At 36.3% G+C, this 14201-nt stretch carries 13 protein-coding genes, 1 pseudogene and 1 other annotated feature; of the genes and pseudogenes, 3 read left to right on the forward strand and 11 right to left on the reverse strand.

From position 1 onward, the window contains the following. From ACQVV1_RS20065 to zapA, 9 genes are all read right to left on the reverse strand, one after another. The coding region (locus ACQVV1_RS20065; protein ID WP_336375982.1) for an NEAT domain-containing protein at positions 1–1481 on the reverse strand (1481 nt) is incomplete at its 3' end. A gap of 24 nt (positions 1482–1505) precedes the next feature. Beyond that, positions 1506–1964 carry an NEAT domain-containing protein gene (locus ACQVV1_RS20070; protein WP_242252548.1) on the reverse strand — a complete coding sequence of 153 codons (459 nt, stop codon included), beginning with the start codon at positions 1962–1964 and terminating at the stop codon, positions 1506–1508. 23 nt (positions 1965–1987) lie between these two features. Then, positions 1988–2701 (reverse strand): heme uptake protein IsdC, encoded by a 714-nt coding sequence (gene isdC / locus ACQVV1_RS20075; protein WP_242252547.1) that lies wholly within the window; start codon positions 2699–2701, stop codon positions 1988–1990. Between the two features lie 499 nt (positions 2702–3200). Next, on the reverse strand, positions 3201–4526 hold the full coding sequence (brnQ6, locus tag ACQVV1_RS20080) for a branched-chain amino acid transport system II carrier protein BrnQ6 (RefSeq protein WP_242252546.1): 1326 nt from the start codon (positions 4524–4526) through the stop codon (positions 3201–3203). Between the two features lie 114 nt (positions 4527–4640). Further along, positions 4641–4896, reverse strand: a binding site (T-box leader). 108 nt (positions 4897–5004) lie between these two features. Continuing rightward, complete coding sequence (locus ACQVV1_RS20085) at positions 5005–5694, reverse strand: 23S rRNA pseudouridine(2604) synthase RluF (protein WP_242252545.1); 690 nt, start codon at positions 5692–5694, stop codon at positions 5005–5007. A gap of 195 nt (positions 5695–5889) precedes the next feature. Continuing rightward, positions 5890–8250, reverse strand: a complete 2361-nt coding sequence (locus tag ACQVV1_RS20090; protein ID WP_242252544.1) for an endonuclease MutS2 — start codon at positions 8248–8250, stop codon at positions 5890–5892. Positions 8251–8269: 19 nt separating this feature from the next. Further along, the gene (gene polX, locus ACQVV1_RS20095; RefSeq protein ID WP_242252543.1) at positions 8270–9988 is read right to left on the reverse strand and encodes a DNA polymerase/3'-5' exonuclease PolX; all 1719 of its coding nucleotides are present in this window, start codon (positions 9986–9988) and stop codon (positions 8270–8272) included. A 54-nt stretch (positions 9989–10042) separates the two neighbouring features. Next, positions 10043–10582, reverse strand: a complete 540-nt coding sequence (locus ACQVV1_RS20100; RefSeq protein WP_000565409.1) for a CvpA family protein — start codon at positions 10580–10582, stop codon at positions 10043–10045. 1 nt (position 10583) lies between these two features. Continuing rightward, on the reverse strand, positions 10584–10853 hold the full coding sequence (zapA, locus tag ACQVV1_RS20105; RefSeq protein WP_000082701.1) for a cell division protein ZapA: 270 nt from the start codon (positions 10851–10853) through the stop codon (positions 10584–10586). 124 nt (positions 10854–10977) lie between these two features. On the opposite strand from zapA, the gene rnhC reads away from it, so the two are divergent. From rnhC to ACQVV1_RS20120, 3 genes and pseudogenes are all read left to right on the forward strand, one after another. Further along, positions 10978–11913, forward strand: a complete 936-nt coding sequence (rnhC, locus tag ACQVV1_RS20110) for a ribonuclease HIII (RefSeq protein ID WP_242252542.1) — start codon at positions 10978–10980, stop codon at positions 11911–11913. 117 nt (positions 11914–12030) lie between these two features. After that, positions 12031–12300 (forward strand): hypothetical protein, encoded by a 270-nt coding sequence (locus ACQVV1_RS20115; RefSeq protein ID WP_309259403.1) that lies wholly within the window; start codon positions 12031–12033, stop codon positions 12298–12300. Between the two features lie 9 nt (positions 12301–12309). After that, a pseudogene (locus ACQVV1_RS20120) lies at positions 12310–12540 on the forward strand (hypothetical protein); the annotation flags it as partial. Between the two features lie 40 nt (positions 12541–12580). Here the strand turns inward: ACQVV1_RS20120 and ACQVV1_RS20125 are convergent. Together ACQVV1_RS20125 and asnS are read right to left on the reverse strand one after the other, a co-directional pair. Then, positions 12581–12715 carry a YuzL family protein gene (locus ACQVV1_RS20125; RefSeq protein WP_000039590.1) on the reverse strand — a complete coding sequence of 45 codons (135 nt, stop codon included), beginning with the start codon at positions 12713–12715 and terminating at the stop codon, positions 12581–12583. Positions 12716–12807: 92 nt separating this feature from the next. Then, positions 12808–14199: an asparagine--tRNA ligase gene (asnS, locus tag ACQVV1_RS20130; RefSeq protein WP_063224745.1), complete on the reverse strand. Its 1392-nt coding sequence runs from the start codon at positions 14197–14199 to the stop codon at positions 12808–12810. Between the last annotated feature and the right edge of the window lie 2 nt (positions 14200–14201).

Below are 14201 nucleotides of genomic sequence, written 5' to 3' on the forward strand. Positions count from 1 at the left end.
TGGTTGTCGTTTCCGCCTTGGTTGTCGTTTCCGCCTTGGTTGTCGTTTCCGCCTTGGTTGTCGTTTCCGCCTTGGTTGTCGTTTCCGCCTTGGTTATCTAACGGCTTAATGCTACCTTTATCAAATGCAAATTGAATATCGTAAAAATGGTGATAATTCATTGAATCGATATCTACTTTTACTTTTGCATTTAACTTTTTCGATAAATCTGGTACTTCTACTTCCACTACGCGTGTATCAGCTTTTTTATCTTCACTTATTACATTTGCATCAACAAACGAACCATTTTTCTCAAATTCAAACTTTGTAATCCATGCACTATTCGTTAATGTGAATGATACATATTTTTTACCATTTTTCACCTTTAACACGCCTGGACTCTTTGTATACGTGTTCATCATTGAAATTTCTTCTGTTTGATCTTTTAAAGCTTTGAAATTGATGCTGTATTCACCGTCTTTAATTGTTTCAGCATCTGGTTTTTCTACTTCTGGCTTTTTATCACCGTCTGGTTGTTTTTCTTCATTCTTAATTGGCTCAAGCTTTTCTTGATCAAATTGAAGTTGTAACTCATGCGTTTGCTTATAATTTCTTGATGCAATTTCGATAAATACTTTTATATTTAGTTTTTTAGATAAATCGTTTACTTCAAACTCTACTACTCTTGTATCTTTTTCCTTATCCTCACTCACTACTTTTGCATCAACAAATGCGCCATCTTTTTCCGTTTGGAAATTTTTAATTAATGAGCTACTTTTTAATGTTACAATTGCTTTTTTCTTACCGTTTTCTACTTTTAATACTCCTGGATTTACCATGTAAGTATTCATCTTAGATTCTTCATCTGTTTGATCTTTTAACACTTTAAATGGAATGCTGTACGCACCATCTGTAATTGTGTTAGAATTTGGTTGTTGATCTGGGTCAGGCTTTTGGTCGGGCTTCTGACCTAGATCGGTAGTTTCATTTGGATCTGGCTTATTAGCTGGATCCTCTTTTTCATTTGGTTTTTCTACATGAATTGGTGTAATGCTATTTTGATCAAATGCAATACGAACGTCGTACTCATGATGATAATTTAAAAAATCAATATTTACTTTTACTTTTGCATTTAATACCTTCTCTACATCTTCTACATCAAATTCTACTACTCTTGTATCTTTTTCTTTATCTTCACTAATTACATTTGTCGCAACTAGCTTACCTGCTTTTTCTGTTTCAAACTTCGTAATCCATGAACTATTCGTTAATGTAAAGGATACTTTCTTTTTCCCATCCTTCACTTTTAAAGTTCCCGGGCTTACTGAATATTGGTTCATCATCGATTCTTCATCTGATGTATCTTTTAAAACTTTGAAGCCAATTGAATATTCACCGTCAGCCAACTTGGTAGCTGCTTGAACTGCAAGTGGTTGTAATGTTGATACGAATGTAAATATCATTAAAAACATAGCAACAATAATTTTTGTATACCTGTTCAATTGAACGACTCTCCCTTTTGAAAATTATTTAATACTGTTCCCATCAAATACAAAGCGAATATCATACGAAGCATTATAATTAATAATTGGAATATTAATTTTCACCTTGCCATTTAGTTTTTTTGACAAGTCAGCAACTTCAAATTCTACAACTCTAGTATTATCTTTTTTGTTTTCACTTAACACTGTTGTTTCTACAAATTGACCATCTTTTTCTACTTGGAAACTTTTAATAGAAGCACTATCTTTCACTTTAAATGAAACATATTGTTTTCCATTTTTAACTGTTAATGTTGCTGGGCTTTCAAAATAACTATTCATTCTAGACGATTCATCTTTATCGCCTTTCCATATAGTAAAAGCAATATTATATTTTCCATCAGCTAGTTTTGTAGCAGCCTTTGCATCTTGTAAACCTAGTGTTGCGATAAACGTAAATAAAACAGCAAATACGGCAATAATCATTTTAAATTGTTTAAACATATATTCATCACCCTTCAAAAGATTTATTTACTCAACTTCACTTTACGAATTAAGAAAGCACCTGAAATAAGAATTAACGCTGCAAACAATCCAATACGTGCTTCATCGCCTGTTTTTGGATTATCTGTTTTTTCAGCTTTTCCATTTTCATTTTTTGTTTCTTTGTTCGCTTCTTTAGCTGTTTCCTTACTCTCTACTTTTGTTTTCTCTTCTTTTACTTGTGTATCTGTTTTCGCTTGATCATTATTTTTTGTTGTAGCAGCTACGCCGTTATCGCCACCTACAGCTTTTACATTTGCATCAAAAGCAAAACGAATTGTGTAGTGGTGGTCATAATTTACGTTTGGTACAACAACATGAATTTTTGCAGCTGCTGGTTTAGATAAATCGTCTATTTTAAACTCTACAGTTCTTTTATCTGCTGATTCGTCTTTACTAACAACTTTTGCATCAACAAAATTCCCGTTCTCAGGTGCTTTAAATTCTGTAATCCAAGCACTATGGTTCATCGGAATTTGTACTCTCATCTCGCCATTTTTTACAACTAACTTAGCTGGTTTTTCAAAATAATCATTTGCCATTGAAGCTGAATCGTTTTCCGCTTTTTGAATGACGTAGTTAATATCATAAGTACCGTCAGCTAGTTGTGCTGAAGCTTTCCCATATGGCATAACAAGAAAAGCTAGCATACATACGAACGTTATAATAAAAGCAGGTAATACAGAAATCTTTCTCATTTGGCTTACTTCCTCCTTGTTTATCTTTCATCCGCACTTTTTGAAAATGATAATTATTCTCAATTTATAAGAAAAAAATAATAATCCTCTACCATTATTTTATTGTAATTTATTTATGTACTGTAGATATTATTGATTATCATTCTCACTTAATGTTAAAAATAATATCCCTCTCTATTCCGTATAAAGAGCGATTCACATTTTAACATAAGTCCCTATCTCTTTCGTTGATTATCATTCTCAATGAATCTCAAAAAAAATAAAACTATCCATTTTCCTACTCTATCACCTCTATTTACAAAAATGATATCGTTATAGAAAACTTTATACCTTTCACTCCTCACTTTCCTTCCAATATTTCCACAACTAAGTCAATCTTAGCCTACTCATAATTTTTTTGTCAACTATATTACGTATAAAATTTTAAATATCTAAATCTCTCTATATACGGCTTTTTCTACAAAAAAAGAGGCTTTCTTTCATAGAAAGCCTCTTTACTCTATTTTTCTACAGCAATTTCCTGCTTTTGAAACTTAGAAACTATATAACCAAATCCTATACCGATTATGCCTGGAACTAACCAACCAATGCCTACACTATATAATGGAATCTTATCTAAAATAGGGGCTAGCGCTGCAATTTGAAGGTTTGCATTGTGTAATCCATCAAAGAAACTTATTGCAAATGCTCCTACAATACCTCCTACATACATCGCTAATGGAAGACGAACGTAGTTTTCAACAAGTGATAATACAATGAGCACAATACCAATTGGGTAAATTGCAATTAAAATTGGTAATGCTAATGCATTTAACTGCGTTAACCCAAGATTCGCTACCATAAATGCTAATACAGAGAAAATGAAAACAACTTTTTGATAAGAAAGCTTCGGTAATAAAGAAGAGAAATATTCTCCGCAAGCTGCGACAATCCCTACAGAAGTTGTTAAACATGCTGCTGTAATTGCGATTCCTAATAATAAAGTCCCGTAACTACCAAATAAATGATTTACAACGTTTGTTAAAATAATTCCTCCGTTTGCTCCCATTCCAAGAGATACACTAGAAGCTCCAAGATAAGCAAGCGCCAAGTAAACTAGTAGTAAACCAAGTGCTGCAATAAATCCTGCAAAAATTGTTACTTTTGCAATGCTATTCTTATTTGTAATACCTTTTCCTTTTAAAGCATTAATAACAACATTTCCGAAAACAAGTGCTGCAAGTCCATCTAAAGTTAAATATCCATCAATAAAACCTTTAAAGAGCGGAGCATTATATGCTTCTGTCGGTGCACCAAATTCACCCATTGGTGTAATAATTGCTTTCACTACAATAATTGCAATAACAGCTAATAAAATCGGAGTTAATACTTTACCAATACGGCCCACTAATTTTGATGGGTTTAAAGCTAAATAGAAAGTTACGGCAAAGAAAATGAATGTAAAGATAACAAGTGGATACGATTGACCCGCTATCTCACTTGGTAAAAACGGTGCAACACTCATTTCATAAGCAACAGTTCCTGTACGTGGCACACTTACGAATACGCCTAAACATAAATAAATTGCAGTGATAAAAACTAGAGCGAATATAGGGTGTACACGTCCTGCAAGCTCATTAATATCTCCCTTTAGAGCTATAACGATAACTCCTAATAAAGGCAATCCAACGCCTGTTACGATAAAACCAAATAACGCGATCCATACATCTGTTCCAGCACCTTGTCCTAATGCTGGTGGAAAAATCATATTACCCGCACCGAAAAATAGTGCAAATAACATTAAACTTATTGCAAACATCTCAGAAAACTTTAAAGATGATTTCATTTCTACTAACCTCCTAATCTTTTATTTAACAAAATATTCTGAATTAAAAACCGTCATATATCCTCTTTCAAGCATACTTCCCCGTAAAAGAACGCAAAAAACACCCGTCCCTAACAAAGGGACGAGTGTTGAAATCGTGGTTCCACCCTTATTCTAATAAAATGAATTTATAACGAAATAAGCTCATTTTATAGCTCGTGTAAATTGATAACGGTTTTATCCGCCAAGAATTACAATGCATCATGCATGCAGTTCACTCTTGAAGTTTAGAGGTGGTAAGCTTGTCTTTTCGTATTAGGAAGCTCACAGCCTAAGGCTTCCCTCTCTGAGAATCGTAGAAAACAACTCATGTCCTCATCATTACTTTTATAAAATATCTTGTCGAAACTTGTTGTTTTTTATTATATGGGCTATTTTTAAAAAAATCAATAGTTTTATTTTTTCTGACAAAAAAATATAGGGAGAAAATTTTTCCTCCCTATAACTGTCCTATTAATAATTTTAATTCTTCAGCTGTAATGTCTCGCCACTTTCCTACTTCAAGATCATTTAGCTCTATATTCATAATGCGTTCTCGCTTTAGTTTTGTCACAGTAAACCCGAAAGCACGGCTCATTCTACGAATTTGTCTGTTCATCCCTTGCGTTAAAACGATGCGAAATGTAGACTGATCCACTCTCGTCACTTTACATGGCTTCGTCATGCCATCTTTAATCTTTACACCACTGGACATCTCATCAATAAACCAATCTGTAAAAGGTTTATCGACTGTGACAACATATTCTTTCTCGTGCTCATGATCACCATGTAAAATTTGATTGGCAATCGCACCGTCATTCGTTAATAAAATAAGTCCTTCTGACGCTTTATCCAATCGCCCAACAGGAAAGATACGCTCTGGATAATTAATATAATCAATAATATTATCTTCAATGTGATCGGCTGCTGTACAAGTAATTCCAACTGGTTTATGAAAGGCGATATACACCTTTTCTTTCTCTTCTTTTGCAATCACCTGTCCATCAATCGTTACTACATCACCCTCGCTCACGAGTGCACCGTGCGTACATATTTCACCGTTAATTGCCACGCATCCTGCTTTAATAAGGCGATCTGTTTCACGTCTTGAGCAGGATTTTGCTTCGCTTATGTATTGGTTGATTTTCATGTTTTATTCCTTTTCATATATATTAAAAGCGTCAATCTATGGCAATATCACTCTGCCACGATTGACGCTCGTTTACTTCGCAAAAACAACTAAATAAATAACCCCAATCACCAAAAATATTCCGCAACAAGCTAACAATACTTTTGCAAGTTTGTCCATAAACATATAATGGTTTCCCCTTTGTTTCGTTGTTTTCTATTTTAATTCGACAACTGTTACGCCTAGGCCTCCCTCGCCCATGTCACCGTAGCGATAGTTTTTCACGCCGCGATGTTTCTTCAAGTAATCTTGTACACCTTGGCGAAGCGCTCCTGTTCCTTTACCATGAATAATTGACACGCGCGGATAGCTTGCAAGCTGTGCATCGTCTAAATATTTTTCAACGCGCATCATTGCATCTTCATAACGTTCACCACGAAGGTCAAGCTCTAATGAAACGTGATAATCTCTACCCTTCACACTTGCGACTGCTTTTTTCTCAGTTTGCTTCGGTGTATTAATGTATTCCATATTGGATTCTTTCACTTTCATCTTCAGAATACCAATTTGTACGCTCCACTCTGTATCACTTACTTTTTCAAGTAGTTGACCTTTTTGACCGAACGTTAACACTTTTACTTCATCGCCTGCTCGTAATTGTTGTTTCGGCGCAGTGTTTTTCACGTTTACTTTTTGTTTCTTCACAAGCTCTGGCGCTGCCCCTTCTAGGCGGCTCTTCGCTTCAATAAGCTCATGGTCTTTCACGTTTACAAGCTGTGCTTTACGCAATTGACGAAGTTCTTGAATAATGCCTTCTGCTTCTTTCTTTGCAGCTTCGACTTTTTCTTCTCCTTCTTTTTGCGCTTTTAATAATTTTTCATCGCGCTCATCGTTAAATTCAATAATTTGACGCTGTAATTCGCGATGCAGTTTTTCAGATTGCTTGCGAAGTGCTTCTGCTTCGTTCCAGTCACGCTCTGCGTTCTTTTGACTTTCTTCTAACTTCGCAATCATATTTTCAATTTTGTTTGTATCTGTACTAATGTGGTTACGTGCTTGATTAATCACGCGATCAGATAATCCAAGGCGTTTCGAAATTTCAAAGGCATTACTACGTCCTGGTACACCAATTAATAATTTGTATGTTGGGCTTAACGTGTTCACATCAAACTCAACACTCGCATTAATAACTTGCTCACGGTTATATCCGTATGCTTTTAATTCTGGGTAATGCGTCGTTGCAACAACACGAGCACCACGATTACATACTTCATCTAAAATTGAAATGGCAAGTGCAGCCCCTTCTTGCGGGTCTGTTCCAGCACCTAATTCATCGAATAAAACTAAGCTTTCAAAATCAGCTTTTTCTAAAATATCTACAATGTTCACCATATGTGAGGAGAACGTACTTAAACTTTGTTCAATCGATTGCTCATCACCAATATCAGCAAAAATATTTTTGAATACACAAATTTCTGACTCATCCATTACTGGAATATGAAGACCAGACTGCGCCATTAATACACAAATACCAACTGTTTTCAGCGTAACTGTTTTACCACCTGTATTCGGCCCCGTAATAACAATTGTCGTGAAATCTTTACCTAACATAATGTTATTTGGCACGATAATTTCTGGATCAATAAGCGGATGACGTGCTTGTCTTAAATCCATGTAACGCTCGTTATTTACGATTGGTTTCGTTGCTTTAATACGCTTCGCGTAAAAAGCTTTCGCAAAGATGAAGTCAAGATTTGCAACTACTTCTACGTTTGATAAAACGATATCCGCTTCTACTGCCACTTCTTCTGTTAACATCAATAAGATACGTTCTACTTCTTGTTTTTCCTTCACGCGTGCTTCTTGAAGTGCGTTATTTAATTCTACAATGACTTGTGGTTCAATAAATAACGTTTGTCCAGAAGCAGATTGATCGTGAACAATACCGCCATATACGCCGCGGTATTCTTGTTTTACTGGGATTACGTAACGTTCGTTACGAATCGTTACAATCGAGTCAGATAGCATCTTTTGCGCGTTTGAAGAACGGGTCATATTTTCTAGCTTTTCACGAATACGACTTTCCGCAGTACGAATTTGAGTACGAATGCCACGCAGTTTATCACTTGCGCTATCGACTACTTCCCCGCCGTCACCGATGCAATTTGTAATTTTCTTTTCTAAATCATATAAAGATACAATTTGAGCGACATGAGTTTCTAAAATGGGAAGCTCGACACCATTATCAACCATATCTTCAATGAAACGTTTCATATTGCGACTACCGTACATCGTATTGGCAATATCAAGTAGTTCATTTGGGCTTAACATACTTCCAATCTTTGCACGCTTCACATTTGAGCGAATATCCGTAATACCCCCTAATGGTGCATTACCTTTTAAACGAATGACTTTCGCTGCTTCATCCGTTGTATCTTGCATCTCTACAATTTCTTCAAAATCAGTGCTCGGCACTAAGTTCTTCACTTTGTCACGACCAAGTGAAGAGGCTGTATGTTCAAGTAATTGTTCTTTTACTTTATTGTATTCTAATACACGCAACGTTCTTTCTAACATGTTGCAGGTCCCCCTTGTGTTACTTATTACGTTTAATATAGTCTAATAAACGTTCGATATCCCACGTGTTAATCACGTTATCTTTTTGAATCCAGCCTTTACGTGCTGCCGCTACACCTGTTTCCATATCTTCTAACATTTCAAGTGTATGAGCATCCGTATTAATCGCTACTTTTACACCAGCATCTTGTGCTTGTTTTAATAATTTTGCGCTTAAATCTAGACGATTTGGATTCGCATTTAATTCTAAAACTGTATTTGTCTCTTTTGCGAGTTCAATTAATAAATCTGTATCTACATCATAACCCTCACGGCGTCCAAGAAGACGTCCTGTCGGATGAGCAATCATTGTGACATGTTTATTCTCAAGTGCTGTACGAAGACGTTTCATAATCGTTTCACGGTCTTGTGAGAAGCTAGAGTGAATCGCTCCAATGACATAATCTAATTCCGCTAATACTTCATCATCAAAATCAAGTGTTGCATCCGGTAGAATGTCCATTTCAATCCCGCGTAAGATTGTAATGTCTGGATACTTTTCGTTCATACGTTCAATTTCTTTCGCCTGTTCACGAAGGCGCTCTTCCGTTAAACCGTTTGCTACTTTTAAGTATTGTGAATGGTCGGTAATTGCCATAAATTTATAACCACGAGCACGACATGCCTGTACCATTTCCTCAATTGAAAAGGCACCGTCGCTCCACGTTGTATGCATATGTAAATCACCTTGTATATCAGAGAACTGAATTAAGTTTGGATACTCTTTAATTAATTCAATTTCCTTTCCATCTTCACGCACTTCTGGCGGGATAAATGGAAGACCGAAATGAGCGAAGAATTCTTCTTCAGTCTCAAATGTTTTCACTTCACCTGTCTCTAAGTTTTCCACACCGTACTCACTAATTTTCTCGCCTTTATCTTTTGCAATTTGACGCATTTTCACGTTATGGTCTTTTGAGCCTGTGAAATGATGAAGCGTTGTAATAAACTCTTCTGGTTTTACTAAGCGGAAATCGATTGAAATATCGTATTCATATTGAAGACGAACAGAAACTTTCGTATCACCGCTCGCGATTACTTCAATCATATTATCAAACTGTAATAAATGCTCACGCACTGCTGCCGGCTCTGTCGTTGCAATAATGAAGTCTAAATCCTTCACTGTCTCACGAACTCGGCGCAAGCTACCAGCGCGCGAGAAACGAATTACTTCAGCAATATTCGACAATTTCTCCTCTATTTCCCCGGCAATAGGCAATACCATCGCGATTGGTAAACGCTCTGGACGAGACCCTACTTGATCAATTGCTTCTAATATTTTTTCTTCTGTCTTCTTACCAAAACCTGCTAAAGCTTGTACTTTATTTTCCTCACAAACAGCTTTTAGCGATTCCAGATCAACAACACCAAGTTCTTTATATAACTTGGCTACCTTCTTACCACCAAGACCTGGTAGTTTTAATAACGGTAATAAGCTACTTGGCACTTCTTGTTCAAGCTCTTGTAATACTTCAGATGTTCCCGATTCTATATATTCTTGAATAACTGCTGCCGTCCCTTTTCCAATGCCCGGAATCTTCGTGAAATCTTCAATCTCAGAAAGACTACGATCATCACTTTCTAATGCTGCTGCCGCTTTACGAAATGCAGATATTTTAAATGGATTCGCGCCCTTTAATTCCATAAAAAGCCCGATTGTCTCCAATAATTTAATAACTTGTTTTTTATTTACTTTCATCATTACCCCGCCTTTCTTTCATAGAAAAAACTCCTCTTTCCGAAAAAAGAGAAGTTATACTCTGCTACCTGTCTGCCATAGTTCCTTCACCTTTTCAGAGAGAATCGGTGTATCGTCTACAATTATTTTGCTAATTGATGATTTTTGTAATGGTGTTTGTACTTGTTCAATCGGAAGAATGTTTCCAATGATAATTAAGACAAACAAAATAATATATACTTCTAAAAATCCGAGGATTGCCCCCGCAAACGCATTTACTTGCTTTAAAACCGGTATTTCTGCAAACATATTTAACAAATTACCAAGTAATGAAAGTGCAATTTTTGTAATAATAAACAATATGATAAACGCAAGTGCTTGATAAAATACTGTCTCAATATTATTTGCATCAATCCATTCTGGAACAGATACGTTTTTATCAAATGGATACGGAATAAATTTCGCAAGTGCTGGCGCTAAATCTTTACAGTACCAGTATGCAACAAGGTATGCGATAATAAAGCTTGTTAACTTTACAAGTTGCAGAATAAACCCTCTGCGTAAGCCGAGAAAAAATCCCATAACAAGCAGTAAAATGATAATAATATCAATCATGTTATTCCATTCCTTTTTTTGTCATACTTTCTTTCAATTTCTCATGTTCTTCTTTTAATTTTATGTAATCGTGTATGACGTTTACCGCCGTCAATACCGCTAGTCTACTCGTGTCAAGCGAAGGATTCTTGGCATTGAGTTCGCGCATTTTATCATCCACAATCGCTGCTACCATGCGGATATGACTTGTACTTTCATCGCCAACAACTGAATATTGTTGACCATAGATTTCTACATTAATTCGACTTTTCTTTCCCTTTTGTTGTGACAACTCACCGGCCTCCAATCACGTACAGAATCCTAAAGTTTATCATACCATGAACCATCATATTATGGAAACAGAAAGAACAATCCGATATGATAAAAATAACAATATAAAAAAAGGGGTGACTCTTATGTCAAATTCTATCGTAATTCAAACAAATTCTACAGTAATTGAAGACATGAAACAACAATATAAACATTCGCTTAGCCCGAAAATTCCACAAGGCGGAATCTTCATGGCAAAGGTGCCCTCTTGCACAATTACAGCTTATAAATCTGGAAAAGTAATGTTCCAAGGTGGACGTGCTGAAGCAGAAGCTTCCCGTTGGCAAACTGTCTCTCAAACACCGAAAACAGCTGTAAAAAAATCTGTCGATTCACACCGTTATGCACCGCCTACTTCCATCAGTACAATGTCTATCGTAGGATCAGATGAAGTTGGTACTGGTGATTTCTTCGGACCGATGACAGTAGTTGCTGTATATGTGGATGCGAAGCAAATTCCACTACTAAAAGAACTTGGTGTAAAAGACTCTAAAAACTTAAATGACGATCAAATTACTGCCATTGCGAAACAACTTCTACACGTTGTTCCTTATAGCTCTCTTGTCCTTCATAACGAAAAATATAACGAGCTATTTGATAAAGGAAACAACCAAGGTAAGTTAAAAGCTTTACTACACAATAAAGCTATTACAAACTTATTAACTAAAATTGCACCTACAAAACCTGAAGGCGTCTTAATCGATCAATTCACACAACCTGATACATACTACAAATATTTAGCAAAACAAAAACAGGTACAGCGCGAAAATGTTTACTTCGCAACGAAAGGTGAAAGCGTTCATTTAGCAGTAGCCGCTGCTTCTATTTTAGCTCGTTACTCATTCGTAAAACAGTTTGACGAGCTAAGCAAAAAAGCTGGTATGCCACTTCCAAAAGGTGCTGGTAAACAAGTTGATATCGCTGCTGCTAAATTAATTCAAAGGCTTGGTAAAGAACGATTACCTGAGTTTGTGAAACTGCATTTTGCTAATACGGAGAAGGCGCTTCGCTTACTAAAATAGTATCGACAAAAACAGGAGCCTACAAACTCCTGTTTTTTGCTTCACCCTACTATCGCCCTTATATTTTTGTTACAATATAAATATACATATTATTCAAATTAAAGGAAGGGATTCCCATTGCTACTTCTACAAATGATTCTAAATATTTTACTAGGTGATCCACACGAAAGACAGTTTGAAATTAGAAAAAACCTTCAGCTACTAAGTGAACAACCAGCGTTCAACGATTTAATAGAGCGCTATGGTCGATCTTTCTTATTAAACTTTCGGATCCGCAGATTTATCGGAAAACACGATGCCCACTTGTTAATACATAATCCAGCAAAACTACAACACTTCTGTGAAGAACTTGAATGTATGATTAGAAAAAGGAGGTATTTCATATGAACGCTGTAAAAGTTATTATATGTTTCCGTACACCTCGTAGGTCCACTTTCTTACCTCACTATTTCTACCATTTGGGGTGCTTTTTTCACTACTAAATCCACATTCGAAAATATATCTGATAACCTCGGCGTTATGGCCATCTATTACGTGTTCATGAGTTTACTGTGGTTTTTCTATTTAGATCGATTAGACAAAGATGTAGATAAAATTACAAAAGAAATTAACGATAATAAGGTGTAATACATAAAAAAGGAGAGTCGCCAAGACTCTCCTTTTTATGTTAGCTTCTTTTCTGCTTCTTATTAGATGAAGATACTTTATGAGAACCTGTTTCATGTGTCGTCGTTCCTTGTCCTTCTACTTCCGGAGAACCTAGGCCTGATCTTGAATGATCTTTTTTCACTTTTTTACTCATTTATATTCACCCCTTCGCGTTACTTTTTGCTATGAGGTAATAAACTATACAAAATAAAAAGCGAGAGGAAATCCTCTCGCTTTTTTCATATTTTAGAATTCAGAAGAACCTGGAGTTCTTGGGAATGGAATTACGTCACGGATGTTAGCCATACCAGTGATGTACATTAGGAAGCGCTCGAAACCTAGACCGAATCCAGCATGTTTTGTACCGCCGTATTTTCTAAGTTCTAAGTACCACCAGTAGTCCTCTTCGTTCATACCTAATTCTTTAATTCTGTCTACTAAAACGTCCATTCTTTCTTCACGTTGACTTCCGCCGATTAATTCGCCGATGCCAGGAACTAGAAGGTCAGTAGCAGCTACTGTTTTACCGTCTTCATTCATACGCATGTAGAACGCTTTAATGTCTTTCGGATAGTCAGTTACGAATACAGGGCGTTTGAAGATTTCTTCTGATAAGTATCTTTCGTGCTCTGTTTGTAAATCAATACCCCATTCTACGGGGTATTTGAAGTCAGCACCTGATTCTTGAAGTACTTTAATTGCTTCTGTATATGTGATACGACCGAAGTCAGAGTTAATTACGTTGTTCATGCGCTCTAGAACTGTTTTATCAACGAAGCTGTTGAAGAAGTCCATTTCTTCTGGTGCATGCTCTAGTACGTATTTCATTGCATATTTCAGCATATCTTCTGTAAGATCCATTACATCGCCTAACTCAGCGAATGCAATCTCGGGCTCAACCATCCAGAACTCAGCAGCATGGCGAGTTGTGTTTGAGTTTTCCGCACGGAATGTAGGTCCGAATGTGTATACATCACGGAATGCTAATGCATAAGCTTCAGCGTTCAGCTGTCCACTTACTGTTAAGTTTGTTTCTTTGCCGAAGAAGTCTTTTGCTTCATCAACTTGTCCGTCTTCACCTTTTGGTACGTTGTTTAAATCTTGCGTTGTTACGCGGAACATTTCGCCAGCACCTTCTGTATCACTACCAGTGATGATTGGTGTGTGAACATGTACGAATCCACGCTCTTGGAAGAATTGGTGAATCGCAAATGCTGCGATAGAACGCACACGGAACGTTGCAGAGAATGCATTTGTTCTTGGACGTAAGTGAGCGATTGTACGTAAGTATTCAAACGTATGACGCTTCTTTTGAAGTGGGTAATCAGAATCTGATAGGCCCTCGATATCAATTTTTTCTGCTTTAATTTCAAATGGTTGCTTCGCTCCAGGCGTTGCAATTACTTTTCCTTCTACTTTCACTGAAGAGCTAAGTGGAAGTTTTGCAATTTCTTTAAAGTTCTCTAATTCTGTATCGAAAACGATTTGAACGCTTTTGAAGAAGCTACCGTCGTTTAATTCGATGAAACCGAATGCTTTTGAATCACGTAAGTTACGAATCCACCCTGATACTTGTACTGTTTGACCTGCATACTTTTCTGTATCTCTATATAGACTTTTTACTAATGTGTTTTCCATAG

The organism is Bacillus basilensis, from assembly GCF_050630465.1.
In the GTDB taxonomy this organism is placed as follows: Bacteria; Bacillota; Bacilli; order Bacillales; family Bacillaceae_G; genus Bacillus_A; species Bacillus_A basilensis.